Source organism: Serratia sp. NGAS9 (genome assembly GCF_009905295.1).
GTDB lineage: Bacteria > Pseudomonadota > Gammaproteobacteria > Enterobacterales > Enterobacteriaceae > Serratia > Serratia bockelmannii.
This window is the reverse complement of sequence record NZ_CP047605.1, coordinates 3,226,347-3,251,750: the sequence shown is the minus strand read 5'-3', so window position 1 is coordinate 3,251,750 and position 25,404 is coordinate 3,226,347. Positions and strand designations below refer to the sequence as shown.

Below are 25,404 nucleotides of genomic sequence, written 5' to 3'. Positions count from 1 at the left end.
ATCATCAGTCGTTTTCCGGCGCCCAGGCGATCAGGCGCCGCAGCAGCGCATCCACCGCGGCCCACAGCAGCACGGTCATCAGCACCAAAATAAACAGCGCGGCGAAGCAGACGTCGGTCTGCATGCGCGCGTTGGCGTTCAGCATCACATAGCCCAGCCCTTCGGCCGAGCCGACCCATTCGCCGATAATGGCGCCGATCGGCGCGACGGCGGCGGCCATGCGCAGGCCGGAGCCGAAGGCCGGCAGCGCCGCCATCAGCCGCACGTGCCGCAGCTGCGCCCAGCGCGAAGCACGCATCGTGCGCGCCAGATCGAGATAGTCGTTGTTGACCCGGCGCAGCCCGTCGAAAAAGGCCGACACTACCGGGAAGAAAATCACCAGCACCGCCATCGCCACCTTGGCGCTCATGCCGAAGCCGAACCACAGCACCAGCAGTGGCGCCAGGGCGAACACCGGTATCGCCTGGCTGGTGAGCACCAGTGGCATCAGCCAGCGCTGCAGCCGCGGCGAGAAGATCATGCACAGCGCCAGCGCCGCGCCGAGCAGCACGCCCAGCACCAGCCCGCTGACGATCTCCGAAGCCGTGACCAGCGTGTGCCAGGCGAGATAGCCGCGCCCGTCCCACAGCGCCTGCGCCACCGCGCCCGGCGTGGGCAGCAGAAAGGCCGGAATGCCGCTTTGCGCCGCCAGCCACCACAGCAGCAGCAGGCCAGCAAACACCGTCAGCCCACGCCGCAGGCGGGTGAGGCCACGCTCTTCGGCAATCTTCATTGCGCGGCCCTCACCAGCTGTTGCAGCAGCTCGGCCTGGCTTTTCAGCAGGTCGGCGTCATCCGGCGCGCGCGGCGGTTGCCCGCTGATACGGTGGGTATCGTCGAGGCCCAGCGGCCAGGGCGACAGTACCAGCAGCCGGTGGCTCAGGCGGCAGGCCTCCATCGGATCGTGGGTGATCAGCAGTACGGTATTTTGCGCCAGCAGCTCGGCGGCCAGGCTTTGGATCTCGGCGCGGGTAATGGCGTCCAATGCGGAGAAGGGTTCGTCCATCAGCACGATCGGCTGGCGTTCGTAGAGCGTGCGGGCGATGGCGGCGCGCTGGCGCATGCCGCCGGACAGCGCGGCGGGCAGGCTGCGGCCATGCGCGGCCAGGCCTACGCGTTCGAGCAGATGCGCCACCCACGCCCGATCCGCCACTTCGCCGCGCAGCCGCGAGCCGAGGGCGACGTTCTCTTCGACGGTCAGCCACGGGTAGAGCAGGTCTTTTTGCCCCATGTAGGCGATGCGCCCGGCGATCGGCAAACCGTCGCTGCCGGTCACCGTACCCGAACTGGCCTGCGCCAGGCCGGCGATGATCTTCAGCAGGCTGGTTTTGCCGGCGCCGCTGGCGCCGAGCAGGGCGACGAAGCTGCCGCCGGCGATGTCGAAGCTCAGCCGGTCGAAGACGATTTGCTGACCGAAACGCAGGCTGAGATCCCGCACCTGGATGCCGGGTGGGAGAAGCGGGGAGGTCATGAGGCGTTCAGCCCCATCTGCCAAAATGCCGATTCCAGCTGGGTGGCGGTGGTGAAAATCTGCGCCAGCTCGGTGAAGCGGCCTTGTGCGCCGCGCTGGTGGCCGACGGTTTCCAGCAGTTCGATGGCGGCACGCACGCCGGCCAGATAGCCCTCGTCGCCGTAGTTGCGGATCCAGGAGGCGTAAGGATTGCCCTCCATCTGAGTGGCGGGATCGTGCAGCAGCCGCAGGCCGATTTCGGCATAGCCGGCCACGCAGGGCAGCAGGCCGGCCAGCAGATCGAGGGCGTCGCCGGCATGGCCGATATCCAGCACGTAGCGGGTGTAGTTCATGGTTTCCGCCGCTTCCGGCTGGGCGGCGATCTGCGCTTCGCTCAGCCCCCATTCGGCGCAGTAGGCCACGTGCAACGGCAGTTCGGCGACGATGCCGTTGAGCGAGGCGGTGGCGGCGCGCATCTCCGGCAGGGTGCGTAGCTTGCTGACCAGCAGCGCGTAGGCGCGGGCGAAGTGCAGCAGAAACAGATAGTCCTGGGTCAGGTAGCGGCGAAAAGCGCGTTCAGGCAAGGTGCCGGCGGCCAGCTGCTGCAGAAACGGGTGATCGACGTAATCTTGCCAGTGGCTGCCGGCATGGTGGCGCAGCCGGCCGTAAAGACCGCTTTCGAACAGGGTGGTGATGGACATGGGACCTCCTTGAGTCAGTGGAGATCCGGGCACGCTGGGGTATGAACAGGCAACGGGTGAGAGCGTTGTTGCCTAACCGTCCCTTCGCTGGCATGACCCAGATCAGGTTCAAAGGGTTCGGCTTGCGCCATCTCAGCCCGTAACAGGACACCCCTCGGAGCTGCTTGTTATACGACATTTGTTTTTTGATTACAATCGCCGGGCGGTGCGGCGGCAATCGGTTCGTTTAGTGCGATCGAGGGTGATTTTGCTGGCGCAAGGCGCGCGGTTTTTGTCACTGTAGGCTCATGTTTTGCCTCTGAGGATGATGCCCGATGAAAAAGATTGGTTTTCTCTCGTTTGGCCACTGGTCGCCTTCCGCCCAGTCCGGCACCCGTTCCGCGGCGGATGCGCTGCTGCAGTCCATCGATCTGGCGGTCGCCGCCGAAGATCTGGGGGCGGACGGCGCCTATTTTCGCGTGCACCACTTCGCGCGCCAGCTGGGATCGCCGTTCCCGCTGTTGGCCGCCATCGGCGCCAAAACCCAACGCATCGAGATCGGCACCGGCGTGATCGACATGCGCTATGAAAATCCGCTGTACATGGTGGAGGACGCTGGCGCGGCGGATCTGATCGCCGGCGGGCGGCTGCAGCTCGGCATCAGCCGCGGCTCGCCGGAGCAGGTGATCGACGGCTGGCGCTATTTCGGCTATGCCCCGGCCGACGGCGAAACCGATGCGGACATGGCCCGCCGCCATACCGAAGTGTTCCTGGAAGCGCTGCGCGGCGAAGGGTTCGCCGAGCCCAATCCGCAGCCGATGTTCCCGAATCCGCCCGGGCTGCTGCGGCCGGAACCGTTTTCCGCCGGGCTGCGCGACCGCATCTGGTGGGGCGCCGGCTCCAATGCCACCGCCGTCTGGGCGGCGAAGCTCGGCATGCACCTGCAAAGCTCGACGCTCAAGAACGACGAGACCGGCGAACCCTTCCACATCCAGCAAGCCAAGCAGATCCGCGCCTACCGCGCCGCCTGGCAAGAGGCCGGCCACACGCATGAGCCGCGGGTTTCCGTGAGCCGTAGCATCTTCGCGCTGGTGGATCAGCGGGATCGCAACTACTTCGGCGGCAGCGGTAAGGAAGGCGACCAACTGGGGTATATCGATGCGCAAACCCGGGCGATCTTTGGCCGCAGTTACGCCGCAGAACCTGACGCGCTGATCGAACAGCTGGCGCAGGACGAGGCCATCGCCGAAGCGGATACCTTGCTGCTGACCGTGCCTAACCAACTGGGCGTGGATTACAACGCCCACGTTATCGAATCGATTTTAACCCATGTCGCGCCGGCGCTCGGCTGGCGCTAAACGGAGGAGCTGGATGTCACGCATTTTCATTACCGGCTCGGTGGACGGGCTGGGCCGCGCCGCCGCGCAAACGCTGTTGGACGAAGGGCATCAGGTGATTCTGCATGCGCGTGAGCCCGGCCGTCTGGACGCGGTGCGCGATCTGCTGGATCGCGGTGCACAGGCGACGATCGGCGATCTGTCCGATGTGCAGCAGATCCGGCAGCTCGCCGAGCAGGTCAATCGCCTCGGTCGCCCGGACGCGGTGATCCACAATGCCGGTATGTTTACCGGACCGCAGGTGATGCCGGTGAACGTCATAGCGCCCTACCTGCTGACGGCCCTGATCGAACGCCCCAAGCGTATCGTCTATCTGAGCAGCAGTATGCACTTTGACGGCGTGGCGGAACTGAACGGCGTGGATTGGCTTGGCGGCGCCGCAGGCTCTTATTCGGACAGCAAACTGTTCGTCACCGCGCTGGCCGCCGCCGTGGCGCGCCTGTGGCCTGACGTGATCAGCAGCGCGGTCGATCCCGGTTGGGTGCCAACCAAAATGGGCGGCGCGGACGCGCCCGACGATCTGGCGCTGGGGCATGTGACGCAGGCGTGGCTGGTGAGCAGCGATGAACCGCAGGCCCTGGCGTCCGGCGGCTATTGGCACCATCAGCAGCGCCTCGAACCCCATGCAGCGGTACACGACGAGGCGTTTCAAACGGCGGTGCTGGCGCAATTGGCGCGCGCCGGCGGGGTGAGCTTGCCGCAGGTTTGAATGGCTATTCCTCCCAGGCCCGTCGAGGTTATCGGCGGGCTTTTTTATGCCCGCAGGGTGAACCCGCGGCGCTTTTCTTATACAGTGGTTGTCTGGCCTGTTTTGCTCTTTCTTGTAATTATCGCCATGCATACATTCCTGATTATCGTCCCTGAAGGGGGCATGCTGTTCGAAGCGGCGGGCATCGCCGATATCCTGATGCAGGCTAATCGCCTGAGTTCCGCCGAGACGCCGCTGTATCAGATCGCGGTCGCCACTACGCAATCTCACCGGGTGGTGCACGGCCTGTCCGGGCTGAGCCTGTTGGCTGACCATCGCCTGGCGGATCTCGATCCGGCCCTGCCGCGCGATACCGTCATTGTTGCCGGCAAGGGGGCAACCGAAGAAGAGGGCGCCCTGGTGGCGGATTGGCTGCGCCGCGCGGCGCCGCAGACGCGCCGTATCGCTTCGGTTTGCGGCGGGGCTCTGCTGCTGGCCGAGGCCGGGTTGCTGGACGGGCGGCGGGCGACTACCCACTGGCGGCTGGCGGAAACGCTGCAGGCGCGCTTCCCGCGGGTGCAGGTTGAAAACGGCCCGATCTACGTGCAGGACGGGCCGATTTGGACCTCCGGCGGCGTCAGTTCCGGCTTCGATCTGACGCTGGCGCTGGTGGAGGATGATTACGGCTTCGTGCAGGCGCGCGAAGTGGCGCAGGATCTGGTGATGTTTCTGCGCCGCCCCGGCGGGCAGGCGCAGTTCAGCCGCTACCCGCTCAACCAGGCCAAATCGCCGGGCCCGATCCGCGACCTGCAGTCCTGGATCCTGGAAAACCTCGCCGACGATCTCAGCGTCGAACGGTTGGCCGAACGCGTGGCGATGAGCCCGCGCAACTTTACCCGCGTATTCACCCGCGAGACGGGCATTTCTCCCGCCAAATTCGTCGAAGAAGGCCGGTTGCATACCGCCAGGCAGCGCCTGGAGCAGAGTGCGCAAGGCATCGAGCAGATCGCCCTGGCCACCGGCTTTGGCAACGGCCTTAACCTACGGCGGGTGTTTGAGCGCAAACTGCAGCTGACCCCGAGCGAATACCGCGAACGCTTCCATGCGCGCAATTTGGCGTAAATTGATCGGTAAACGTCATTTACGCCGCCTCGGGGCAGGGCTAGAGTCGAGGCAAAGCCCAAAACGAGGAGTGCATCATGGTGAGAGTAGGCATTAATGGATTTGGCAGGATCGGACGCCACGTGCTGCGCGCGGCGCTGGGGCGCAGCGATTTTGAAGTGGTGGCGATCAACGATCTGACGGACAGCAAAACGCTGGCGCACCTGCTGAAATACGACACGCTTTCCGGCACGCTGGCGGCCAGGGTGGAAGCCGGCGACAACCAGCTGCTGCTGGACGGCCGGCCGATTCAGGTGTTTTCGCAGCGCGATCCCGCCGAGATCCCCTGGAGCAGCGTGGGCGTTGACGTGGTGATCGAAGCGACGGGCTTCTTTACCGACAAGGCCAAGGCGGAAGTGCACATCACGCACGGCGGCGCCAAGCGGGTGATTATCTCGGCGCCGGCCAAGAACGACGACATCACCATCGTCATGGGGGTTAACGACCAGCTCTACGATCCGGCGCTGCATAAAGTGGTCAGCAACGGCAGCTGCACCACTAACGGGCTGGCGCCCGCCGCGCAGGTGCTGCATCAGGCGTTCGGCATCGAATACGGGCTGATGAACACTACTCACGCCTATACCAATAGCCAGGCGCTGCACGATCAGCCGGAAAAAGATCTGCGCGGCGCGCGGGCGGCGGCGGAATCGATCGTGCCTTATTCCAGCGGCGCGGCCAAGGCGCTCGGCAAGGTGATCCCGGATCTCGACGGCAGGTTGACCGGTTACTCGCTGCGGGTGCCGGTGCCGGTCGTCTCGATCGTCGATCTGACGGTGACGCTGAAACGCCCGGCGACGGTGGAAGAGATTAACGCCGCTTTCCGCGCGGCGGCGGCATCCGGCCCGCTGAAAGGGATCCTGGGCTACAGCGATGAACCGCTGGTGTCGAGCGACTACCGGGGTGATGCGCGTTCGTCGATCATCGACGGGCTGTCCACGCTGGTGATCGGCGGCAATCTGGTGAAAGTGCTCGCCTGGTATGACAACGAATGGGGCTTCTCCAATCGGTTGGTCGATCTGGCGCTGCTGATGGAAAAACGCGGGCTGTAAACGCCCCATAGCAAAAAGCCCGCTTAAGTTTCCTTAAGCGGGCTTCTCTAAATATGGCTCCTCTGACTGGACTCGAACCAGTGACATACGGATTAACAGTCCGCCGTTCTACCGACTGAACTACAGAGGAATCGTGTGAACGGGGCGCATGATATCCAGCGGCCCCGGGTGTGTCAACGCTAAATTGCCCCAGGCGGTGTGACTGCTCGGTATCTGAGCAATAAGCCCGTCAATCAGCCCATTGCGCGTCGTTTTCCACCTGGCCGCGCAACAGGCGCGCCAGCGGATCCTGGCGGTAGAAGCGGCAAAAGTGCTGATACAGCGCCGGGAAGCGTTCGGCCAGCAGCTCGGGAGCGCTGAAGAAATACTCCGACAGCACGGCGAAGCACTCGGCCGCATCGGTGGCGGCATAGGCATCCATGCTGGCGGCCTCTTCACCGACCATGTCGATCTCGTCCTGCAGGCTTTCCATCGCGGCGTGCAGATCGTGCTCCCAGGCGGCCACCTCGCGCAGTGGGATCGGCGGTACGCCGGTGGCGACGCCGCCGTTGCGCATATCCAGCTTGTGCACCGCTTCGTGGATCACCAGATTGAAACCAGAGAGATCGAAAGAGTCCTGCACGTCTTGCCAGTTGAGCACGATCGGCCCCTGTTCCCAGCTTTGGCCAGACTGCACCACTGGCCCCGAGTGCACCAGGCCGATCTCGTCCTGCCATTCGTCTTCCACCACGAACGGGGTGGGGTAGAGCAGAATTTCGTTGAAGCCGTCGAGGCACTCCGCGCCGAGTTCCAGCACCGGCAAGGCGAACAGCAGGGCGATGCGCGCCTGCATTTGCGAGGTGAGCTGCAGCCCCTGCAGCGGCACGATGCGCTTTTGCTGCAAGATCTGCCCGGCAACGGCCACCAGCCGCTGCTGCTCCTGCTCATTCAGCGGCGAGAGCAGCGGGATCGCCAGCGCGTCCTGCCACTGGGCCTGAGTGTCTGCCTGGGGTTGAGAGGGTTGAGTCGCTTTCCACGGCCATTTAATCATCAGGTTGCTCGTAAAGTCGTCACTTGAACGTTCAGCGGTGTGCTAATGCTGTAAAAATGCCGTAAAAGCGGGCATGATAGCAAGCGTTGTTAGGAGAGATGCCGGAGCGGCTGAACGGACCAGTCTCGAAAACTGGAGTAGGGGCAACTCTACCGGGGGTTCAAATCCCCCTCTCTCCGCCACTTTACCCCTCGTTGTTCCCTATCGAATCAAAATCCTTTTCTTTCGCTAATGCTTGTAAACCGTTCGATCTGAAACCGGTTTGCGTTGGCCGAGATCCTTTTCCGCATTATAACCCGTGCAATATCAACGAATAGCATTTTGCGATTATGTTCTTCATTTTGTGAGCCATGTTGCGCTTAAACCCGGTGCGGCGCTTGTGGTAAGCCCAGTGCCAGGCGCAGGCCAATCATGCTGAAGGTGTGAAACCGCCACGGTGATAATGCCTGCCGGCAGGGGCGTGCATGGCCTGACTCCGCTATCCCTTGAAGCGTTTGCCAGACTGACAACATGCCCCACATCTCCAGGGTAGCGTGTATTTACACGCGATTTTTCGCGCACTAATATGTGTGCACATGCACATGCACATAAAAACGGTCTCCTCTCCGCCGCGATGGGAATAGAAGGGACTGAACGCCCGGAAACTGGAGGATTTGCCATGAGTTTGCTCGATTGCGCACTGGATTTTCGTCACTTCATTGAGGAATTGCGTCGCCGAAACGATTTGGTCGACGTGCATCAGGAAGTTTCCGCCGACTTGGAGATAGCGGCTGTCTGCCGCCGGGTCTATGAGCAACGGCTTTCGGCTCCGCTATTTCATCATGTGGCGGGCGCGATGCCGGGGGCTCGCATTCTCGGCGCGCCGGCCGGCATGCTCGCTTCTGCGGAACATGCCTATTCTCGCCTCGCCCTCCATTTTGGCCTACCGCCAGAGAGCTCCCCGCGAGATATCGTGGCGGCGATTCGCCGGGCGGTGAAGGCGGAACCGCTTGCCCCCGATTATTGTTCGACCGGCCCGGTGAAAGAGAATATTTGGCGAGGTGACGAGGTTGATCTGGCACGCTTCCCGGTGCCTCTGCTGCATGAACGGGATGGCGGGCGCTATTTTGGCACCTACGGGTTCCATGTCGTGCAATCCCCGGACGGGAAGTGGCACAGCTGGGGCATCGGCAGGCTCATGATGCTCGATCGCAATCGTCTCACCGGCCCGGCAATCCCCACCCAGCACATCGGCATGATCCGTGAAATGTGGCGTCGGGAAGGGAAACCTACGCCGTGGGCGATGGTGCTCGGGGCGCCGCCTGCCGCGGTGGCGGTCGCGGGGATGCCGTTGCCGGCCGGCGTCAGTGAGCCTGACTATGTCGGCGCGTTGCTCGGTAAAAGTGTCACGCTCACCCAAGCGGAAACCAACGATCTCTGGGTGCCGGCCAATGCGGAAATTGTGCTGGAAGGTGAAATCAGCCTGACGGAGACGGCGCTGGAAGGGCCGATGGGGGAGTATCACGGCTATCAACACCAGCAGGGTCATGAACAGCCGGTGTTCCATGTGCACGCGATGACGTTTCGCGATGACCCCATTTTGCCGATTTGCGTCGCAGGCACGCCACCGGAGGAAAATCATACGATCTGGGGCACCATGATATCGGCCCAGCTGCTGGAGACCCTGCAGAGCGCGGCATTGCCCGTCGACTTTGTCTGGTGTTCCTATGAGGCGGCGACCTGTTGGGCGGTGGTCTCCGTCGATACCGAAAAACTGGCCGGAATGAAGACCAACGCGGCGGATTTTGCCGGCAAGGTGGCGGAGGCGGTCTTCGGTTCGCATGCGGGCTACCTGATCCCCAAACTGATCCTGGTCGGCAATGACATTGATATTGTCGATATCAATCAGGTGGTTTGGGCGTTGGCTACGCGCTCACATCCGGCGCGCGATCATTTTATTTTCCCGGACGTACGCGAGTTCCCGATGGTGCCGTACCTGTCGGAAGAAGACAAGGCGCGCGGCAGCGGCGGCAAAGCCATCATCAACTGCCTGTTCCCCGAGCAGTTCAGCGGCGTAACACGTGCGGGTACCGCCTCTTTCAGGCACTCGTATCCGGAACAGGTCAGGGTAAAAGTCGAGGCTAATTGGAAACAGTATGGGTTCTGAAAAAAAAGACAGGCATAGCGGCCGACAGGGAATGGGATTGCCCGACGGTGCGCTTTACAGGATGACGGAGGTGGTGCGTCACCGCGAAAAACGGCTGTCTGCGTTACTCGCATTGCAAGGGCTCAGCCTCCATGAGTGGCGCGCGTTGCGTATTCTCTACAGTTTTCCGGGCGACGTGGCCATGAGCGAGGTGATAGCGCATTCGCAGACCGATCGCACCGCGCTAGGCCGTACGATCACCCAACTGGTTAATCGGGGGTGGGTCGCGCGTTTCCCCGATCCGGAAGATAAGCGCGCGGTATATCTGCGCGTCATGCCGGCGTCTCGCCCCATTTTTGACCAGGCGAGGCAATGGGTGGCGGATTATGACGCCCAGCTGATGGCCTGCCTGGATGACGCGGGGCTCAGTGCGCTGGATGACGCTTTGCAACGCATGCTGTTGTTTATCGATACCCCTTAGCAATTCCGGTCCCTGTTGCGGAGAAAACGCTCGGTGGCGGGGGGCGCCGTTTTATCCCGCTTGACCGCATCCTGCTGCACGATGCGGTGTTGTACTGTTGACCGCAGGTAAGGTAATTTGCTGATGGCAATGATGACTGACGCGGGGGCAACGGACATGAACGAAAGAATCGACTACCACATCGAGAAATACCATTTCGCGCCGCTGGATGAAGCCCCGCGGCTCGCGCACCAGTGGAGCGAGGTGTTGAACGAGTGCCGCGAGACGCAGGCCGGGGCGGAAGAGCGTCTGCGCATTGCGCTGCTCAATGTAGACTACGTGACCAGTTTCGAATTGCCATTTCGCTTATTGCTGGTGCGGGCACCGCAGCTGATTGCCGGCCTGCGTGATGAGTTGTCAATCAGTCAAAAAAATGTGGTGTTCAACGGCAAGCGCTTTGGCTGTGTCTACAGCCTGAAAAGCGATTTGAGCGGCGTGCCGGAGGCTTTCCAATACGGCCTGTCGACCCGTATTCACCGAACATCTGCGTCGGGCGTGGATGCGCTGCCTTACCGGGAAATTGCCAAAGCGCTCAAGGCGCCGCGTGAGCGGCTTAAGCTGGCGCTGGAGCAAGGGTTGCCGGTGACGGCGCTGGATGGCTTGTTTTGGTTCGGCATCCAGCGCATTGCTGCCGAGGTGCGCAGGCTAAGAAAAACTGGCATGGCGATCGTGACGGCGGAAACGGAGATCTTCGACACCCTGACCGGCACGACGCGCAAGGTCCCAGTGTACCGCCTGGCCGAGAGTTGATGACTGGTTGGTTACTTGTTCAGAAGTTAAATACTTTATTTCGCATTTATTTATGCGATGCAAAGCCAATAAGCTTGGCGATAAAAATATCAAAGCTGATGTTGTAGCCGTTATTTAACTACATGTGGTTGGTGGCTGGTTAATAATTTATTTGGGGTTTTTTACGTTTTGGTTAAACACCTTTTATTCTATTTTTATATAAATCTATTCAACGTTTTAAGTGCGGATTTATCAAAGAGTATGCATTGGTGCGTATATTTTCTCAATTCTGGTATGGGTTTTTTATTCAAGGGGAATGGACATAATAAACGTTTGCTGCCAAAACTATATAGACTAAACGCTATAATTCGATAGCTGTTTTTATTGATGTTGTCAATATTCCATTCTACTTTGTCAAGGTTGGAGGTGTTATAGCTACTTTGAGATACTTGATAATATCTGGGTTGAAGGTCAATTAACCGGGCAATGCTCATAGCCCTATGAGAAACATGATTAATTAATGATGGCGCGAATAAAATGATCAACATTGTGACGGTGCTTATACCAAGAGAGATTCGTTTCATTTTAATGGCAGTGCTATTGCTTTCGGAATAAAGATAGATCAGTCCAGGTGTAAGAGACAGGAACATAATGGAAAGCCACAGTAATATCAGTAAGAAGGGGGCGCTATCTTGATTGTCGGCATATATCAGTAGTAATGAAGACGTAGAACAGGCGGCTGATATAAATAAAGAACTTCCCGTGATAAACAAGCTTGTCCAAAATCCAGTGGTGAGATAAGGATTTTTTTTCAATAACAACCAAGTTAAAAGTAACGATGATATGGCACCTGGAGCTAGCCAGAGCGCAGAGTTATTTGATGTCCAGGAGTTTAACAAAGATAGGGCGAGTAAAATCATATTTACTACTGTAATAGCTAAAATATACCAGACTGATTTTTTTCTGTTATTATTGCTTATGACCAATCCTAATCTGCCTTGTACAAGAAAGATAGAGGGGGCGAAAATCAAGAAAGTAAAAGCCATCAAAGAGAGTGTTGCAGTGAAAAGTATTAATATCGTTTGTGGGGTTGCCTCAATAGATTCACCAAATATATCAGGTCTGCCAATGTACCGGGTGTAAGTCCACAAGGTTAGGAAGCATAGTAGAATTGATATCGGTGACAAGATACCTATAATCCATCCATAGTTTTTCTTTATTATGTTAATTAGTTTTTCGAATGAATTCTCTGGGCCTGTCTCCATCAGACTATCTCCTATATTTAGTGGGTAAAGTGACTCTATTGATCGGCTCGTAATTGGTTGATAACTCTATCTTCCCACTCCATCACTGATTTAACACTGACGACAATCAATTCGATGATGGATTCTCGCGGACCATTTCTCCACTCAGAACTATTATAGAACTCTTCTTGGGCGGATTTGAGATGCTCCAAACTGTCATAAGCGCGTATTAAATAATAAGAATCAGTAGCGTGTAGGGAATTCCCATAATCGATGACATCTATTCCGTAGCGTATGTGTAGCGGTATACTAATATCTTTCATGATGTTATGAAATCGTAATCCACTATTAGGTTTTAAAGTATATAAAATTATCTCAATAATCTTCATATTCCCTCCTTGGGTTTTAAATAATAATGCCATACTGAGTACTGTATTTACAAACAGTATTTTCGCTGTACAGGTACAGATGCTTAGGTGTCATGGTAGTTTTAGCTGCTGTCCCCGCGACCCAAATCGCGGTAAAATGCAGCAGTTCACCTTATCGCACGTCATCAGGCCGTCGTACTCGCTATGAAAATGCGCAAACCCCGTCGTCCGCCCGGGCGGTGGATTTATTACATCCTGCATGAAGACATGCTGTGGCCCTGCCCGGTCAAATGGGAGTGGGAGAGCGGCTATAACGCCTGGCTGCCGTTTTATTATTCCCCTACGCTGGAATTTGTCGCCGGCAACCCCGCTCGCGCCACCAAGGTCAGCAGCGGCCGGCGCTAAGCGCGCTGCCCGCCTTGCCGCCCGGCATCCGCTCACCTAAGATCATTGCATCACCCACAGGTTTCCGGGAGCGCCCATGTCTACTCTGTTTCGCACGTCTCTTTGCGGCGCGGTGGCGTTGCTGCTGCTTGCGGGTTGTCAGCAGACGGCGCATCGACCGGCGCCGCCGCTGCAGGCGCAATTGGATCACATCGCTCTGATGCTGGCCGGCGGGCATTTCCTGCGCGTGGACTGCGGGCGCAGCGACGTGCCGGACGACGTGAAATTGCAACGCACCGCGATGCGTGCGGCGCAGCATCGCGGCTGGGATACGCATGCGGTAGGGTATCGACAGTTGCCGACGCTCACCCAGGCGCGTTACCTGACTCTGCAGCAGGACAATCAGCTGCTGACGGACAAATGCGCCACGCTCAGCCGCAGTACCGCGCGTTTTATCGCGGCGGCGCAGGCCGATCAGGAAGACTACATGGAGTAGCGTTGGGTAAGCCTGTCGGGCGCTCGTTACGGGCGCCTAAAAATTCTTTGCAGGATAACGATTTATCGATCATCATTTGAAATGATGTTTCACTTTTATCCATCGAGCCCACCTTGAATCTGTATGCCGCACTGCGTCAGCGCGTGGAAAATACGCCCTGGTACGCCAAACGGAAAAGCTACCGCGTGCTGTTCTGGCGCGAAATCACGCCGCTGGCGGTGCCGATCTTTCTGGAGAATGCCTGCGTTTTGCTGATGGGGGTGCTGAGCACCTTTCTGGTGAGCTGGCTCGGCAAAGAGGCGATGGCCGGGGTGGGGCTGGCGGACAGCTTCAACATGGTGATCATTGCCTTTTTTGCCGCGGTGGATCTCGGCACCACCGTGGTGGTGGCCTTCAGCCTCGGCAAGCGCGATCGCCGGCGTGCGCGGGCGGCGGCGCGTCAGTCGCTGGTCTTGATGACCGGCGTGGCGGTGCTGTTGGCGGCGGGCATTCACCTGGCGGGCGAATCGATCATCGATGTGATCGCCGGCGCGGCGTCGCCGGAGGTGAAAGCGCTGGCGCTTTCTTACCTGCAGACCACGGTGTGGAGCTACCCGGCGGCGGCGATTGCGCTGATCGGCAGCGGCGCGTTGCGCGGCGCGGGTAATACCAAGATCCCGCTGCTGATCAATGGTGGCATGAATATCCTCAATATCATCATCAGCAGCATCCTGATTTACGGCATGCTCGGCTGGCACGGGCTGGGCTTTGTCGGCGCCGGGCTGGGGCTGACGATTTCCCGCTATATCGGCGCCATCGCCATCCTCTATGTGCTGGCGATCGGCTTTAATCCGGCGCTGCACATTACGCTGAAAAGTTATTTCACGCCGCTCAAGATGAGCATCCTGTGGGAAGTGTTGGGGATCGGCATTCCCGCCAGCGTCGAATCGGTGCTGTTCAACGGCGGCAAGCTGTTGACGCAGATGTTTGTCGCCGGCATGGGCACCAACGTTATCGCCGGCAACTTCATCGCCTTCTCCATCGCTTCGTTGATTAACTTGCCGGGCAACGCATTGGGATCGGCCTCGACCATCATCGTCGGTCGGCGGCTCGGCAAGGGCGAGATCGGTCAGGCGGAACGGCAGCTGCGCCATATTTTCTGGCTATCGACCCTTGGGCTGACCGCCATCGCCTGGGGCACGGCGCCGCTGGCCGGGGTATTCGCCGCGTTTTATACCTCGCAGGATGATGTGAAAACGGTGGTGAAAACCCTGATTTGGCTCAACGCCGCCTTTATGCCGATCTGGGCCGCTTCATGGGTGTTGCCTGCCGGGCTGAAAGGCGCGCGCGACGCCCGCTTTGCCATGTGGGTGACGATGCTCGGCATGTGGGGCTGCCGTGTGGTGGCTGGCTATGTGCTGGGTATCGAACTGGGCATGGGCGTGGTGGGTGTCTGGTTGGGGATGTTCTTCGATTGGGCGGTGCGCGGCGCCTTGTTCTACTGGCGCATGATCAGCGGGCGCTGGCTGTGGAAATATCCGCGGGCCAAACGCCGGGAGGCCGAGTAACGTCGGCCGCGGGGCACCGGCGAGATGGCCTCAGTATAAAAGCGTCATCGCGCTGAAGAACAACAGCGTCAACGCGATAATAATGACGTTTTGCGTGGCCTTGCGCACCAGTCTGCTGGCGCTCAGTCGGCTGTCGATGACGTAGAGCAGCGGCACCATCAGCAGCACGTAGGCGAACATCAGCATGGCGGTAAAGGGTTGCAGGTTCATTTATGCTTCTCCTGTACGTCATCATGGCCGACTAGGTGCACCAGCACCGCCTCCGTCTGATGGGCCAAGCCAATAAAGGGCGGGGCGACAGGGGGATCCGCTGCGAACGGCAGGCCGGCGCGCCGCGTGTTCACCGCCGCTTGCAGAATTTTCTTTCTATGCTTCCGAGTATGGTCGACCATGCGCCTCCGAATAAGGCCGCCCGCAGGCGGCTGATCGTAGTATTACCATTAAGCTGGAGTAGGATTGCAGGCCGCTGCCGGGGCCATGTATTCATAATATTGCGAATGATAACCATTATCAATAATGAAAGTGAAAAAATTAAGGGTATTGCGAGAGGGGTGTCAGCGGGGAGGGAAAAGAAAAAGCACGCCTTGCGGCGTGCTTTGCGAGGTACTAACGGCGGTGGTTACTTCTGATCGGGCAGGGCGTAAGCGATCACATAGTCGCCCAGCTTGGTGCCGAAGGAACCGTGGCCGCCGGCGTAGATCAGCACGTACTGCTTGCCATTGACCTCATAGGTCATCGGCGTCGCCTGGCCGCCGGCCGGCAAGCGCGCTTCCCACAGTTTTTCACCGTTGGTCACGCTGAAGGCGCGCAGGTAGTTGTCTGCGGTGGCGCCGATGAAGAACACGTTACCGGCGGTGGTTACCGGGCCGCCCAGCATCGGCATGCCCATTTTGAACGGCAGTGGCAGCGGTGAGCTGTCGCGCACGGTGCCGATGCGTTTTTTCCACACGATGTCGTTGGTTTTCAGATCCACGGCGGAAATGTAACCCCAGGCCGGCTGTTTGCACGGCAGGCCGAATGGTGACAGGAACGGGTTCAGGGTAACGCCGAACGGCACGCCATATTGCGGCTGTACGCCGGATTCGGTGCCGCTGCCGCCTTTGTCGCCTTCCGGCGGCTCAATCGGGTTGCCTGGGCCGCGCGGGATCAGTTTGGAGACGAACGGCAGCGCGATCGGGTTGGCGATGGCGATTTCGCGATCGGTATCGACGGCCAGGCCGCCCCACTCGAACATGCCCAGGTTACCCGGGAACACCAGCGTGCCCTGCTCGGAAGGCGGGGTGAAGGTGCCTTCATAGCGCAGGCTGTGGAACATCACGCGGCAGACTAGCTGGTCATAGATGGTCGCGCCCCACATGTCCGCACCGGTCAGCTTCTTCTCAGGACGGAAGGTCAGCTCGGAGAACGGCTGGGTCGGTGACAGGCGGTCGCCTTTGGCCGGGCCCTGAGGTACAGGTTTCTCCGGCGCCGGCACCACCAGCTCGCCGTTGGTGCGGTTCAGCACGAAGATGTTGCCGGTTTTGGTCGGCACATAGATCACCGGCACTTTTTTACCGCTCTTGTCGGTAATGTCCGCCAGGGTCGGCTGCGCCGGCACGTCCATATCCCACAGGTCGTGGTGGACCGTCTGATAGAACCAGGCCAGTTTGCCGGTGGAGGCGTTCAGCGCCAGCAGGCCGCTGGCGTAGCGCTCCATTTCCGGGGTGCGGTTGCCGCCCCAGATGTCCGGCGTGGCGACGCCCATCGGCAGATAGACGATATCCAGCTTGGCGTCATAGGCGGCCGGCGCCCAAGAGTTCGGCGAGTTCGGCACGAAATGGTGCTCGTCCGCCGGGATGGCGTTCGGATCTTTCGCGCCCGGATCGAAGGCCCACAGCAGCTTGCCGCTGTTGATGTCGAAGCCGCGGATCACGCCGGAAGGCTCACGGTTGGAGTAGTTGTCGGTCACGGCACCGGCAACGACGATCACGTTATCGGTGATCACCGGCGGCGAGGTCGGCTCGTAGTGGCCCGGCGTCGCATACGGCATGTTGCTCTGCAGGTTCAGCTCGCCGTTGTTGGCGAAGTCCGGGCACGGTTTGCCGGTTTCGGCGTCCAGCGCGAACAGGCGGCCGTCGTTGACCGGCAGAATGATGCGGCGTGCGCACATCGCCGGTGCGGCATCGCCGGCGGCGCCCGCGGCTGCAGCGGTTTCGTGGTAAGACACGCCGCGGCAGGTGATGTGCTGGAAGGTCGGGTTGTACTTCAGCTGCGGATCAAATTTCCACTTTTCTTTACCGGTGGCGGCATCCAGCGCGAACAGCTTCTGGTGCGGCGTACACATGTAAAGGGTATCGCGGATCTTGATCGGCGTGACTTCGTTGGTGATCTCACCCGGATCGTTGGCGGTCTTCAGATCGCCGGTCTGGAAACGCCAGGCTTCTTGCAGCTGGCCAACGTTTTTGTCGTTGATCTGGCTCAGCGGCGAGTAACGGGTGCCTTCCTGGGTGCGACCATAGGCCGGCCAGTCGGCGCCGGTGGCGTCTTTCGGCTGGACCTGCGCGGCGTCAAGGGTGCCGTTGATCTCTTGCGGATCGTTGAATACGGCATAGGCCAGTGCGATGACGGTGATCGCCAGCGCCGCGCTCAGCGCACCGTAGGCGAATTTGCCGTTGGCGACCAGCTTACGGTAGATAAACGGCAGCACCAGCCACAGGCCGAAGAAGAAGGTGACGTCCAGGCGCGGCGTCAGCGCCCAGAAGTCCGGGCCGACTTCCCACAGGGCCCAAATAGTGGTGCCCAGCAGGAACACCGCGTACAGCAGCAGCGCGGTGGCGCGGCGGCGGAACAGCAGCCAGGAGGTCGCCAGCAGCACCAGCCCGGCGATGATGTAATACAGCGAACCGCCCAACTTGGCCAGCCAGATGCCGCCGCCGAGCAGATAAAGCCCGCTCAGCGCGGCAAACAGCGCCGTTATGACGATAAGCGGCGATAGTGACGCTTTATTTTGCATAGCAATACCCTTACCAAAAATGAAAGTCCCCGATTTAGAGATTAAGCCAAATCGGAAAAAACACGCGGTTTCTCCCTATTATTTCAGCGGGAAGCCGCTAGGGTGACGTAAAACCCATCCCGTCTTTTAACCTTAAGGTGCTTTGCCTTATTCAAAGCGGTAAGACAAGGTGGCGCCGCCACCCCAGTTGCGACCCGGCGCCGGCTCGAAATAGCGGCCATTGCCTTCGTTGACGATCACCGAACCGACGTAACGGCGGTCGAAAATATTGTCCACCCGGCTGAACACGTCCAGCGCCCAGCGGTTCCAGGTAAAGCGATAACCGGCGTTTACGCCGGCCACGGTGTAAGAGGGGGCCTGCGCGCTGTTGGCGTCGTTGGCCTGAATGTCGCTCATGTAGCGCAGTTCCGCGCCGGCGTGCCAGCCTTCCGGCGGTGCAAAGGCCAGCGAGGCGTAGCCCATGTTGCGGGCGATGCCTGGCAGGTGATTGCCGGCGGGGGTACAGCCGGATTTACCGCACATTTCGCTGCGGTAGGTGGCGTCCAGCAGCGTCCAGGCCATATGCAGGCGCCAGTCCAGCGCGAACTCTTGATCCAGCGCCAGCTCCAGGCCGCGCCGCCGGGTTTTGCCGGCGTTGGCGTAGCTGGTGCGTCCGCCGCTGCTTTCCGCCACCACCAGCTCGTTGTCGGTATCGGTCTGGAACAGCGCAGCGCTCACCAGGCCGTTGCCGAGGCGCAGCTTGCTGCCCAGTTCGACGGTATCGCTGGTGGACGGCTGCAGGCCGATATTGAGGCCCGTCTGGCCGTCGGGGCGGTAGGAGAGTTCGTTGATGGTCGGGGTTTCAAAGCCGCGGCCGGCGGAGAGATAGACGTTCCACGCCGGATTGATCTTGTAGTTGAGCGAGCCCATCGGCAGCCACTGGTGGTAGCGTTTGCTGCCGCTGTCGTCGCCGTTGCGCGGCGTGATGTAATAGTCGGTCGAGTCGAAGCTGACGGTGCTGTAGCGCAGGCCGGCGTCCAGCGTCCAGCGCGGCGTCAGTTGCCAGGAGGTTTGCAGGTAAGGATCCAGGTTCCAGATACGGTTCTTCTCGTTGCGCCGCTGGTCGCCTTTCTCGCCGTAGTCCACAGTGCCGTCTCGCAGAATAAAGTTTTCGAACCCCTGGCGGCGTTCGGTCATGGTTTCATAATCCAGACCGCCGATCAGTGTTACCGGTAACGATGCGAGAGTATCCTCATGCTTCCAGCGAGTGTCAATGCCCTGATATTTTCTTTCCAGCACGATCACCCCGCCGGCGTGGGTGGGGTTGAGCTGCGGCCCCATCGGGATGGACTGGTACTGCGTGGTGTGGCGCTCGCCGTGGTAGGCAGTCAGCGTCAGTTCGTCGCGCTCGCTCATCTGGCGCTGATAGCGCAGGCCGGCCTGGGTCTGATCGAGCGACTTGCGGGTGTTAAATTGCTCCGCGCGCGGCGCCTGGCGCGGGTTTTCCTTCCACTCTGCCTCGGTCAGGCCGCCCGGATCGCCGGCATCGATTGAGACGCTGTTGAACATCAGCGTCAGGGTGCTGACGTCGTCCAGCCGCACACCGAGCTTGCCGTTGCCGAGGTTTTTCCGCGCGGCGCTGTGATCGCGGTAGCCCTGAGTGGTGAAGCGGGTGCCCGAGATGGCGTAGTTGACGTCGCCGGCCTGGGTACCGTCGCCGGTGGCGCCAGTCGCTTTCACCCCATAGCGCCAGGTATTGTCGCTGCCGAAATAGCCGCCGGCCTCCAGCGTTGGCGGCTGGGTGCCGGTCTGGGTGTCAACGTTGATCACCCCGCCCGAAGCGTTGCCGTACAGCGCGGAATAGGGGCCGCGCAGCACCTCGATGCGCTCGACGGAGTTGATGTCGATGTTGGAGGTTTGTCCCTGGCCGTCGGGCATGGTGGCGGGAATGCCGTCGACGTACATGCGCACCCCGCGCACGCCGAACATCGATCGGCTGCCGAATCCGCGTATCGACAGCTGCAGATCCTGCGCATAGTTTTGCCGGTTTTGGAGCTGCAGGCCCGGCACGCTGCCGAGGTTTTCCGACAGGTTAATCTGCGGTGCGGCGTTGCGCAGGTCCTGGCCGTCGATCACGCTGACGGACACCGGCGATCCCAGCTCGGTCAATCCGGTGGGTTGCGCCATCACCACTAGGGTGTCGCTTTTCTCTTCATTATTTTCTGCCGCCAGCGCCTGACTGGCAAACATGGGATGTAGCAATAGCATTGCAGCCGGGGTAAGCACGGCGCTTTTCTTATTGGTCATGGAATAAATCTGCCACTGGTATTGAAAGGGAATTGCAAGTCGATTCAGAGTTAGCCATCTGTCGCTCCATCTACATGACGCTAAACGAAAAGGGTAAGGCATCCTGATATCAGTATAGAGTATCTCGGGCAGGAACGTTCCCGCAAAAACACCGGTCCCAGCGACGGTTAACGGATTCATGAGCCTGGCTCATAAGCTCAAGCGTATTTCGCCCCATAGTCATGGCGGCAGTCGCGTTTTACTGTCACCACACCGGAACGGCTCCGCGTCAGGCGGGGCCGGTATCAATCAGTGGGAGAGTGAAGATGCAAACACGCAAATTGGGGCGCGAAGGGCTGGAAGTCTCGGCGTTGGGGTTGGGCTGTATGGGACTGAGCTTTGGCTACGGCCCGGCCACCGACAAACGGCAGGCGGTCGATCTGATCCGTGCCGCGGTTGACGAGGGCGTGACGTTCTTCGATACCGCCGAGATTTATGGTCCGTTCACCAACGAGGAATTGTTGGGCGAAGCGCTGGCGCCGGTGCGCGACCGGGTCGTCATCGCCACCAAGTTCGGTTTCGATCTGCCGCAGCCGGCGGGGCAACAGGTGTTGAACAGCCGTCCGGAGCATATTCGCCAGGCGGTGGAAGGCTCGTTGAAGCGCCTGCGGATAGAGACAATCGATTTGCTGTATCAGCACCGTGTCGATCCTGAGGTGCCTATCGAGGAGGTGGCCGGTACGGTGCAGCAACTGATTCGCGAAGGGAAAGTGAAGTATTTCGGCCTGTCGGAAGCCGGCGCGCAAACCATTCGGCGAGCTCACGCGGTGCAGCCGGTCACGGCGCTGCAAAGCGAATATTCGCTGTGGTGGCGCGAGCCGGAGCGTGAAATCTTGCCGACGCTGGCAGAGCTGGGCATCGGTCTGGTGCCGTTCAGCCCGCTCGGCAAAGGCTTTCTCACCGGCGCCATTACCGAGGACACCCCCTTTGACAGCGGCGATTTTCGCAACCTGGTGCCGCGCTTCAGCGCCGAAGCGCGCCGGGCCAATCAGGCGCTGGTGAGCGTGCTGGGGCAGATAGCGCAGCGCAAAGGCGTGACGCCGGCGCAGATCGCCCTGGCCTGGCTGCTGGCCCAGCAGCCGTGGATCGTGCCGATCCCGGGAACCACCAAGCGTCACCGGCTGGAAGAAAACTTTGCGGCGGCGTCGGTGGTGTTGGCGGCGGACGAACTGGGCGCGATCGAGCGTGCGCTCTCCGCTATCGACGTGATCGGCGATCGTTACCCGGCGTATCTGCAGAAGAACGTCGGGCGTTAAGCCCCGCGTCGCAGCGCCTCAATCAGCAGCGCAAAGGCGGTAGTGTGTTGCCTGCGGCTTGGATAATAGAGGTAATAACCGGGAAACGGCGGGCACCAGTCGTCCAGCGCCATCAGCAACCGACCGTCGGCCAGCGGCTCGGCGACGGTATCTTCCGGCACAAAGGCGATGCCGAGGCCGAGCTGCGCGGCGTCGATTCGCTGGCGCAGGCTGTTGAAGGTCAGTTGCCCCTCCACCCGCACTTTAATCTCCCGGCCATCGCGGGCAAATTCCCAGGCGTACAGCCCGCCGAGGGTGGGCAGGCGCATGTTGATGCAGCGATGGTTTTGCAGCGCTTGCGGCGTAGCGGGGAGGCCGTAACGGGCGAAATAGTCAGGGGAGGCGACGGGCACCATGCGCATGGCCGGCCCGATGCGCACCGCGACCATGTCCTTCGCCACCTGTTCCCCCAGCCGGATTCCGGCGTCGAATCGCCCGGCGACGATGTCGGTCAGGCTGTTGTCGACGGTGATTTCCACGTTGATATCCGGGTAATCGACGAGAAAAGTGCGCAGCACCGGCCACAGTACCGCATCCACCGCGTGTTCGCCGGCGGTGATGCGGATGTTGCCGGCGGGCCGATCGCGCATTTCACCCAGCGCGTTCAGCTCGCTTTCAATCTCCGCCAAGCGCGGGCCAATGCTGTTGAGCAGCCGCTCACCGGCCTCGGTGGGGGCGACGCTGCGAGTGGTGCGCGTGAGCAAGCGCAGCGCCAGGCGTTCTTCCAGGCCGCGAATAGCGTGGCTGAGTGCCGATTGGGAAACCCCAAGCTGCGCCGCCGCTTTGGTGAAGCTGCGCTCCCTGGCCACCATCAGGAAAGCGATCAGATCGTTAAAGTTTTCTTTCAACATACCGGCACCGGAGAGCAAAGTTGGGGCGCTGCCGCGCGTAGATTTATGAATTGAGCTCATAGCTCCTTGCGCATTTTACCCGCTAGTCACCGGAAAAGCATGGCGCTATCTTGGCATCGCTGACTTATAACTATCAGCGTCGGTTGGAAAGCCGACGTGGAGGACACGACAGATGAAAATACAACGCAGCGGTTCTATCCCATCACAGCGCGGTTCGGCGGATTACTTTACCGGGCAGGTACGCATCGATGCCCCCTTCGCCGGTGACGCGCCGGCCAGGGTGGGCGGCGCGACCGTCACCTTCGAACCCGGCGCCCGCACGGCCTGGCATACGCATCCGCTCGGCCAGACGCTGATCGTCACTCAGGGGCGCGGGTGGATCCAGATGTGGGGCGAGAAGACGCAGGAGATGCATCCCGGCGATATCGTTTGGATACCGGCCGACGTCAAACACTGGCACGGTGCGACATCGGACACCGCCATGACCCATATCGCCATCGCCGAAGCGGTGGACGGCAGCCCGGTGACCTGGCTTGAGCCGGTCAGCGAGGCGGAATATCGGCCATAACGCCGATCAGGCCGAGGGGCTCTGTTCGCAAAACCGCAGCCGGTTGCCGAACGGATCGGTGAGGTTCAGCTCTTTGCCCCAGTCGACAATCTCCAGGCCCGGCCGGGCATAGCGATAGTTTTTGGCCGTGAGCTCCCGGTGCAGCGCGTCGATATCGTGCACCGGGATGAAAATGGCGGCGCCGGGCGTGCTGTCGCCGTAGTGTTCGCTCAGGTGCAGCGTCAGCCCGGTGCGGGTCACCTGCATGTACAGCGGTAGGTCTTCGCTGAAGCGGTGCTCCCACGCCAGCGTGAAACCGAGAAAATCCAGATAAAACTCTTTGGCCTTGTCGACGGAAAAGATACGCAGGATCGGAATGGCGGGGGAGAGCGTCATCATTGTTGACCTCACTGTCGCGTTAGCGGCAGCCGATATGGATATCGACCGCGTCGGGGCCGGTATAGGCTTCGAAGTCGGTCAGGAAGCGACGTTCGATTTCCGGGTGTTGCTCGAAGTAGGCCCAGATGGCTTGCCAGCCTTCGATGACCGCCGCCGGCATGGCGCCTCGGGCCTGGAACACCAGATAGCGGCCAGGTTGGATGTGCAAACCGCTCTGTGCCTCACTGCCGGCGGTGACATCAAACGGCCCGCTGGCGTCGGAGGCGTAGTTGGAGTAGACCCCGTAAACCGGCATGGCGGGCGAGGTGGCGAAAAAGTCTGACCACAGCGCGGGGATTTTAGCCGTCTCGGGCTGGGTTTCGTCCTGATTGGTGGTTCTGATTGTCTGGCCGGCGACGTAAAAATCGGGCAGGTGTACCGAGAGGGGCTGCATAGAGGCAATTCCTTTTAACCGCTGAAAAGATGCCTAAAGGTAGCAAAGGCTCCCCAAAACCGCCAGACAGGGCCCCCGCAGGCGCGGGGAGCCCTCACATCAGGCGCCCAAACCGCCGAGGCACAGGTATTTGATTTCGAGATAGTCCTCGATGCCGTATTTTGAGCCTTCGCGGCCCAAACCGGAGTGCTTCATGCCGCCGAACGGCGCCACTTCGGTGGAAATCAGCCCTTCGTTGATGCCGACAATGCCGTACTCCAGCGCTTCGGCCACGCGCATCACCCGGCCGATGTCGCGGCTGTAGAAGTAAGCGGCCAGGCCGAACGGCGTGTCGTTGGCCAGTTCGACGGCGTCGGCCTCCTGGCTGAAGCGGATCAAGGGCGCCACCGGGCCGAACGTCTCCTCACGGAAGATTTTCGCCGTGCGCGGCACATCGGTCAGGATAGTCGGGGTGAAGAAATTGCCGCCCAGCGCGTCAGGCTTGCCGCCCAACAGCACCGAGGCGCCGTGCTCGACGGCGTCGGCGATATGCTCGCGCACTTTCTCCACCGCGTCCGAGTTAATCAACGGGCCGATGGTGACGCCATCATCCAGGCCGTTGCCGACTTTCAGCTTGGCGACGGCGGCTTTCAGCTTGGCGGCGAACGCATCGTATACGCCGTCCTGCACCAGAAAACGGTTGGTACAGACGCAGGTCTGGCCGGCGTTGCGGTATTTTGAGGCGACCGCGCCGGCCACGGCGGCGTCCAGATCGGCGTCATCAAACACGATAAACGGCGCGTTGCCGCCCAGCTCCATACTGGTTTTCTTGATGGTGGGCGCACACTGGGCCAGCAGCTGCGCGCCGACTTCGGTGCTGCCGGTGAAGGAGAGTTTGCGCACGTCCGGGTTGGCGGTGAGTTCGCCGCCGATGCCTTTGCTGGGGCCTGTTATCACGTTGCATACCCCGGCTGGCAGCCCGGCGCGCTCCGCCAGCACGGCGATCGCCAGCGCCGAGAACGGGGTCTGGCTGGCGGGGCGGATCACCCCGGTGCAGCCGGCGGCCCAGCCGGGGCCGGCTTTGCGGGTGATCATCGCCGCCGGGAAGTTCCACGGGGTGATGGCCGCGAACACGCCGATCGGCTCTTTTTGCACGATGATGCGGCGACCGGCCTGCGGCTGTGGAATGGTGTCGCCATATACCCGTTTGCCTTCTTCGGCGAACCATTCGATAAAGGAGGCGGCATAGGCGATTTCACCGCGGCTTTCGGCCAGCGGTTTGCCCTGTTCCGCCGTCATGATGCGCGCCAGATCTTCCTGATTTTCCATCATCAATTCAAACAGCCGCCGCAGCTTGCCGGCGCGCTCTTTGGCGGTCAGCGCGCGCCAGGCGGGCAGCGCTTTTCTGGCGGCGGCGATGGCGCGAGCGGTTTCTTCGGCGCCGAAGGCCGGTACGTGGCCGACCCGTTCTCCGTTGGCGGGGTTATGAATGGCGATCGAACGGCCTTCCTGGGCCGGCAACCATTGCCCGTCGATGTAGTTGGCCTCGCGGAACAGCGTGGGATCCTTGAGGGTAGCGCAGATGCTGGTGCTCATGAGTCTCTTCCTTCTTTCCTGAGTTCAACAGAGTGGTCTATCCCATACGGCTACCCTTTACCCTAGCAAATTTTGCCGCCG

General features: G+C 60.6%; 25 protein-coding genes, 2 tRNA genes and 1 riboswitch. Of the genes, 13 read left to right on the top strand and 14 right to left on the bottom strand.

Annotated features, from left to right (window positions below; all coding sequences use genetic code 11):
- Window positions 1–4: 4 nt before the first annotated feature.
- Genes GUC32_RS15510 through GUC32_RS15500 form a run of 3 tightly spaced genes read right to left on the bottom strand, consistent with a single transcriptional unit; the run spans window position 5 to window position 2,189 of the window.
- The gene (locus tag GUC32_RS15510; protein ID WP_043140003.1) at window positions 5–772 is read right to left on the bottom strand and encodes an ABC transporter permease; all 768 of its coding nucleotides are present in this window, start codon (window positions 770–772) and stop codon (window positions 5–7) included.
- Complete coding sequence (locus GUC32_RS15505) at window positions 769–1,509, bottom strand: ABC transporter ATP-binding protein (protein WP_025303401.1); 741 nt, start codon at window positions 1,507–1,509, stop codon at window positions 769–771. Before GUC32_RS15505 ends, GUC32_RS15510 begins: the two co-directional genes overlap by 4 nt.
- Entirely contained in the window at window positions 1,506–2,189 is a 684-nt protein-coding gene (locus GUC32_RS15500) for a TenA family protein (RefSeq protein ID WP_043140011.1), read from the bottom strand. The genes GUC32_RS15505 and GUC32_RS15500 overlap by 4 nt, the downstream gene beginning before the upstream one ends.
- A gap of 62 nt (window positions 2,190–2,251) precedes the next feature.
- Window positions 2,252–2,354: riboswitch (TPP riboswitch) on the bottom strand.
- Between the two features lie 149 nt (window positions 2,355–2,503).
- On the opposite strand from GUC32_RS15500, the gene GUC32_RS15495 reads away from it, so the two are divergent.
- The 4 genes from GUC32_RS15495 to gap all read left to right on the top strand — a co-directional run bounded on the left by GUC32_RS15495 (window position 2,504) and on the right by gap (window position 6,463).
- The gene (locus GUC32_RS15495) at window positions 2,504–3,526 is read left to right on the top strand and encodes an LLM class flavin-dependent oxidoreductase (protein WP_025303399.1); all 1,023 of its coding nucleotides are present in this window, start codon (window positions 2,504–2,506) and stop codon (window positions 3,524–3,526) included.
- A 13-nt stretch (window positions 3,527–3,539) separates the two neighbouring features.
- Window positions 3,540–4,274, top strand: a complete 735-nt coding sequence (locus tag GUC32_RS15490) for an SDR family NAD(P)-dependent oxidoreductase (RefSeq protein WP_369435314.1) — start codon at window positions 3,540–3,542, stop codon at window positions 4,272–4,274.
- Between the two features lie 126 nt (window positions 4,275–4,400).
- Entirely contained in the window at window positions 4,401–5,375 is a 975-nt protein-coding gene (locus GUC32_RS15485) for a GlxA family transcriptional regulator (protein WP_060447871.1), read from the top strand.
- 77 nt (window positions 5,376–5,452) lie between these two features.
- The gene (gap, locus tag GUC32_RS15480; RefSeq protein ID WP_369435313.1) at window positions 5,453–6,463 is read left to right on the top strand and encodes a type I glyceraldehyde-3-phosphate dehydrogenase; all 1,011 of its coding nucleotides are present in this window, start codon (window positions 5,453–5,455) and stop codon (window positions 6,461–6,463) included.
- 54 nt (window positions 6,464–6,517) lie between these two features.
- On the opposite strand, the gene GUC32_RS15475 is transcribed toward gap, so the two are convergent.
- Together GUC32_RS15475 and mtfA are read right to left on the bottom strand one after the other, a co-directional pair.
- A tRNA-Asn gene (locus GUC32_RS15475) sits at window positions 6,518–6,593 on the bottom strand.
- Between the two features lie 99 nt (window positions 6,594–6,692).
- Window positions 6,693–7,493 carry a DgsA anti-repressor MtfA gene (mtfA, locus tag GUC32_RS15470; protein WP_025303395.1) on the bottom strand — a complete coding sequence of 267 codons (801 nt, stop codon included), beginning with the start codon at window positions 7,491–7,493 and terminating at the stop codon, window positions 6,693–6,695.
- Window positions 7,494–7,585: 92 nt separating this feature from the next.
- Between mtfA and GUC32_RS15465 the strand changes: the two genes are divergently transcribed.
- From GUC32_RS15465 to GUC32_RS15450, 4 genes are all read left to right on the top strand, one after another.
- A tRNA-Ser gene (locus GUC32_RS15465) sits at window positions 7,586–7,675 on the top strand.
- A 476-nt stretch (window positions 7,676–8,151) separates the two neighbouring features.
- The gene (locus GUC32_RS15460; protein ID WP_043140020.1) at window positions 8,152–9,639 is read left to right on the top strand and encodes a UbiD family decarboxylase; all 1,488 of its coding nucleotides are present in this window, start codon (window positions 8,152–8,154) and stop codon (window positions 9,637–9,639) included.
- Window positions 9,629–10,099, top strand: coding sequence for a MarR family winged helix-turn-helix transcriptional regulator (locus tag GUC32_RS15455; RefSeq protein WP_049203986.1), 471 nt, complete (start codon window positions 9,629–9,631; stop codon window positions 10,097–10,099). The genes GUC32_RS15460 and GUC32_RS15455 overlap by 11 nt, the downstream gene beginning before the upstream one ends.
- A gap of 156 nt (window positions 10,100–10,255) precedes the next feature.
- Window positions 10,256–10,888: a helix-turn-helix domain-containing protein gene (locus tag GUC32_RS15450; protein WP_025303392.1), complete on the top strand. Its 633-nt coding sequence runs from the start codon at window positions 10,256–10,258 to the stop codon at window positions 10,886–10,888.
- 194 nt (window positions 10,889–11,082) lie between these two features.
- On the opposite strand, the gene GUC32_RS15445 is transcribed toward GUC32_RS15450, so the two are convergent.
- Both GUC32_RS15445 and GUC32_RS15440 read right to left on the bottom strand, forming a co-directional pair.
- Complete coding sequence (locus GUC32_RS15445) at window positions 11,083–12,132, bottom strand: hypothetical protein (protein WP_127146042.1); 1,050 nt, start codon at window positions 12,130–12,132, stop codon at window positions 11,083–11,085.
- Window positions 12,133–12,167: 35 nt separating this feature from the next.
- Window positions 12,168–12,500, bottom strand: a complete 333-nt coding sequence (locus GUC32_RS15440; protein ID WP_060447869.1) for an NIPSNAP family protein — start codon at window positions 12,498–12,500, stop codon at window positions 12,168–12,170.
- Window positions 12,501–12,683: 183 nt separating this feature from the next.
- Here GUC32_RS15440 and GUC32_RS15435 point away from each other — a divergent pair, with 183 nt between their 5' ends.
- The 3 genes from GUC32_RS15435 to GUC32_RS15425 all read left to right on the top strand — a co-directional run bounded on the left by GUC32_RS15435 (window position 12,684) and on the right by GUC32_RS15425 (window position 14,906).
- Window positions 12,684–12,884, top strand: a complete 201-nt coding sequence (locus GUC32_RS15435) for a hypothetical protein (RefSeq protein WP_016927170.1) — start codon at window positions 12,684–12,686, stop codon at window positions 12,882–12,884.
- Window positions 12,885–12,960: 76 nt separating this feature from the next.
- Window positions 12,961–13,359, top strand: a complete 399-nt coding sequence (gspS, locus tag GUC32_RS15430) for a type II secretion system pilot lipoprotein GspS (RefSeq protein WP_049209458.1) — start codon at window positions 12,961–12,963, stop codon at window positions 13,357–13,359.
- 113 nt (window positions 13,360–13,472) lie between these two features.
- Window positions 13,473–14,906 (top strand): EmmdR/YeeO family multidrug/toxin efflux MATE transporter, encoded by a 1,434-nt coding sequence (locus GUC32_RS15425; protein ID WP_025303388.1) that lies wholly within the window; start codon window positions 13,473–13,475, stop codon window positions 14,904–14,906.
- Between the two features lie 30 nt (window positions 14,907–14,936).
- On the opposite strand, the gene GUC32_RS15420 is transcribed toward GUC32_RS15425, so the two are convergent.
- The 3 genes from GUC32_RS15420 to pqqU all read right to left on the bottom strand — a co-directional run bounded on the left by GUC32_RS15420 (window position 14,937) and on the right by pqqU (window position 20,127).
- Window positions 14,937–15,116 carry a hypothetical protein gene (locus tag GUC32_RS15420; RefSeq protein WP_019453466.1) on the bottom strand — a complete coding sequence of 60 codons (180 nt, stop codon included), beginning with the start codon at window positions 15,114–15,116 and terminating at the stop codon, window positions 14,937–14,939.
- Window positions 15,117–15,525: 409 nt separating this feature from the next.
- Window positions 15,526–17,898: a glucose/quinate/shikimate family membrane-bound PQQ-dependent dehydrogenase gene (locus GUC32_RS15415; RefSeq protein WP_025303386.1), complete on the bottom strand. Its 2,373-nt coding sequence runs from the start codon at window positions 17,896–17,898 to the stop codon at window positions 15,526–15,528.
- 147 nt (window positions 17,899–18,045) lie between these two features.
- Window positions 18,046–20,127: a TonB-dependent receptor PqqU gene (gene pqqU, locus GUC32_RS15410; protein WP_369435312.1), complete on the bottom strand. Its 2,082-nt coding sequence runs from the start codon at window positions 20,125–20,127 to the stop codon at window positions 18,046–18,048.
- A 362-nt stretch (window positions 20,128–20,489) separates the two neighbouring features.
- Here pqqU and GUC32_RS15405 point away from each other — a divergent pair, with 362 nt between their 5' ends.
- Window positions 20,490–21,479, top strand: a complete 990-nt coding sequence (locus tag GUC32_RS15405; protein ID WP_238969501.1) for an aldo/keto reductase — start codon at window positions 20,490–20,492, stop codon at window positions 21,477–21,479.
- Here the strand turns inward: GUC32_RS15405 and GUC32_RS15400 are convergent.
- Entirely contained in the window at window positions 21,476–22,369 is an 894-nt protein-coding gene (locus GUC32_RS15400) for a LysR family transcriptional regulator (RefSeq protein WP_049209468.1), read from the bottom strand. The two genes, GUC32_RS15405 and GUC32_RS15400, sit on opposite strands and share 4 nt — an antisense overlap.
- A gap of 172 nt (window positions 22,370–22,541) precedes the next feature.
- Between GUC32_RS15400 and GUC32_RS15395 the strand changes: the two genes are divergently transcribed.
- Window positions 22,542–22,937, top strand: a complete 396-nt coding sequence (locus tag GUC32_RS15395) for a cupin domain-containing protein (RefSeq protein ID WP_060433478.1) — start codon at window positions 22,542–22,544, stop codon at window positions 22,935–22,937.
- Between the two features lie 6 nt (window positions 22,938–22,943).
- On the opposite strand, the gene GUC32_RS15390 is transcribed toward GUC32_RS15395, so the two are convergent.
- The 3 genes from GUC32_RS15390 to gabD form a co-directional block, all read right to left on the bottom strand.
- Entirely contained in the window at window positions 22,944–23,312 is a 369-nt protein-coding gene (locus GUC32_RS15390; protein ID WP_025303381.1) for a glyoxalase superfamily protein, read from the bottom strand.
- A 22-nt stretch (window positions 23,313–23,334) separates the two neighbouring features.
- On the bottom strand, window positions 23,335–23,748 hold the full coding sequence (locus GUC32_RS15385) for a GyrI-like domain-containing protein (protein ID WP_025303380.1): 414 nt from the start codon (window positions 23,746–23,748) through the stop codon (window positions 23,335–23,337).
- A 99-nt stretch (window positions 23,749–23,847) separates the two neighbouring features.
- Window positions 23,848–25,323, bottom strand: coding sequence for an NADP-dependent succinate-semialdehyde dehydrogenase (gene gabD / locus GUC32_RS15380; RefSeq protein WP_025303379.1), 1,476 nt, complete (start codon window positions 25,321–25,323; stop codon window positions 23,848–23,850).
- Between the last annotated feature and the right edge of the window lie 81 nt (window positions 25,324–25,404).

Coding starts and splice junctions, on each gene's coding strand:
- GUC32_RS15510 (WP_043140003.1), bottom strand. CDS start 772: ATGAAGATTGCCGAAGAGCGTGGCCTCACCCGCCTGCGGCGTGGGCTG.
- GUC32_RS15505 (WP_025303401.1), bottom strand. CDS start 1,509: ATGACCTCCCCGCTTCTCCCACCCGGCATCCAGGTGCGGGATCTCAGC.
- GUC32_RS15500 (WP_043140011.1), bottom strand. CDS start 2,189: ATGTCCATCACCACCCTGTTCGAAAGCGGTCTTTACGGCCGGCTGCGC.
- GUC32_RS15495 (WP_025303399.1), top strand. CDS start 2,504: ATGAAAAAGATTGGTTTTCTCTCGTTTGGCCACTGGTCGCCTTCCGCC.
- GUC32_RS15490 (WP_369435314.1), top strand. CDS start 3,540: ATGTCACGCATTTTCATTACCGGCTCGGTGGACGGGCTGGGCCGCGCC.
- GUC32_RS15485 (WP_060447871.1), top strand. CDS start 4,401: ATGCATACATTCCTGATTATCGTCCCTGAAGGGGGCATGCTGTTCGAA.
- gap (WP_369435313.1), top strand. CDS start 5,453: ATGGTGAGAGTAGGCATTAATGGATTTGGCAGGATCGGACGCCACGTG.
- mtfA (WP_025303395.1), bottom strand. CDS start 7,493: ATGATTAAATGGCCGTGGAAAGCGACTCAACCCTCTCAACCCCAGGCA.
- GUC32_RS15460 (WP_043140020.1), top strand. CDS start 8,152: ATGAGTTTGCTCGATTGCGCACTGGATTTTCGTCACTTCATTGAGGAA.
- GUC32_RS15455 (WP_049203986.1), top strand. CDS start 9,629: ATGGGTTCTGAAAAAAAAGACAGGCATAGCGGCCGACAGGGAATGGGA.
- GUC32_RS15450 (WP_025303392.1), top strand. CDS start 10,256: ATGAACGAAAGAATCGACTACCACATCGAGAAATACCATTTCGCGCCG.
- GUC32_RS15445 (WP_127146042.1), bottom strand. CDS start 12,132: ATGGAGACAGGCCCAGAGAATTCATTCGAAAAACTAATTAACATAATA.
- GUC32_RS15440 (WP_060447869.1), bottom strand. CDS start 12,500: ATGAAGATTATTGAGATAATTTTATATACTTTAAAACCTAATAGTGGA.
- GUC32_RS15435 (WP_016927170.1), top strand. CDS start 12,684: ATGAAAATGCGCAAACCCCGTCGTCCGCCCGGGCGGTGGATTTATTAC.
- gspS (WP_049209458.1), top strand. CDS start 12,961: ATGTCTACTCTGTTTCGCACGTCTCTTTGCGGCGCGGTGGCGTTGCTG.
- GUC32_RS15420 (WP_019453466.1), bottom strand. CDS start 15,116: ATGAACCTGCAACCCTTTACCGCCATGCTGATGTTCGCCTACGTGCTG.
- GUC32_RS15415 (WP_025303386.1), bottom strand. CDS start 17,898: ATGCAAAATAAAGCGTCACTATCGCCGCTTATCGTCATAACGGCGCTG.
- pqqU (WP_369435312.1), bottom strand. CDS start 20,127: ATGTTTGCCAGTCAGGCGCTGGCGGCAGAAAATAATGAAGAGAAAAGC.
- GUC32_RS15405 (WP_238969501.1), top strand. CDS start 20,490: ATGCAAACACGCAAATTGGGGCGCGAAGGGCTGGAAGTCTCGGCGTTG.
- GUC32_RS15400 (WP_049209468.1), bottom strand. CDS start 22,369: ATGTTGAAAGAAAACTTTAACGATCTGATCGCTTTCCTGATGGTGGCC.
- GUC32_RS15395 (WP_060433478.1), top strand. CDS start 22,542: ATGAAAATACAACGCAGCGGTTCTATCCCATCACAGCGCGGTTCGGCG.
- GUC32_RS15390 (WP_025303381.1), bottom strand. CDS start 23,312: ATGACGCTCTCCCCCGCCATTCCGATCCTGCGTATCTTTTCCGTCGAC.
- GUC32_RS15385 (WP_025303380.1), bottom strand. CDS start 23,748: ATGCAGCCCCTCTCGGTACACCTGCCCGATTTTTACGTCGCCGGCCAG.
- gabD (WP_025303379.1), bottom strand. CDS start 25,323: ATGAGCACCAGCATCTGCGCTACCCTCAAGGATCCCACGCTGTTCCGC.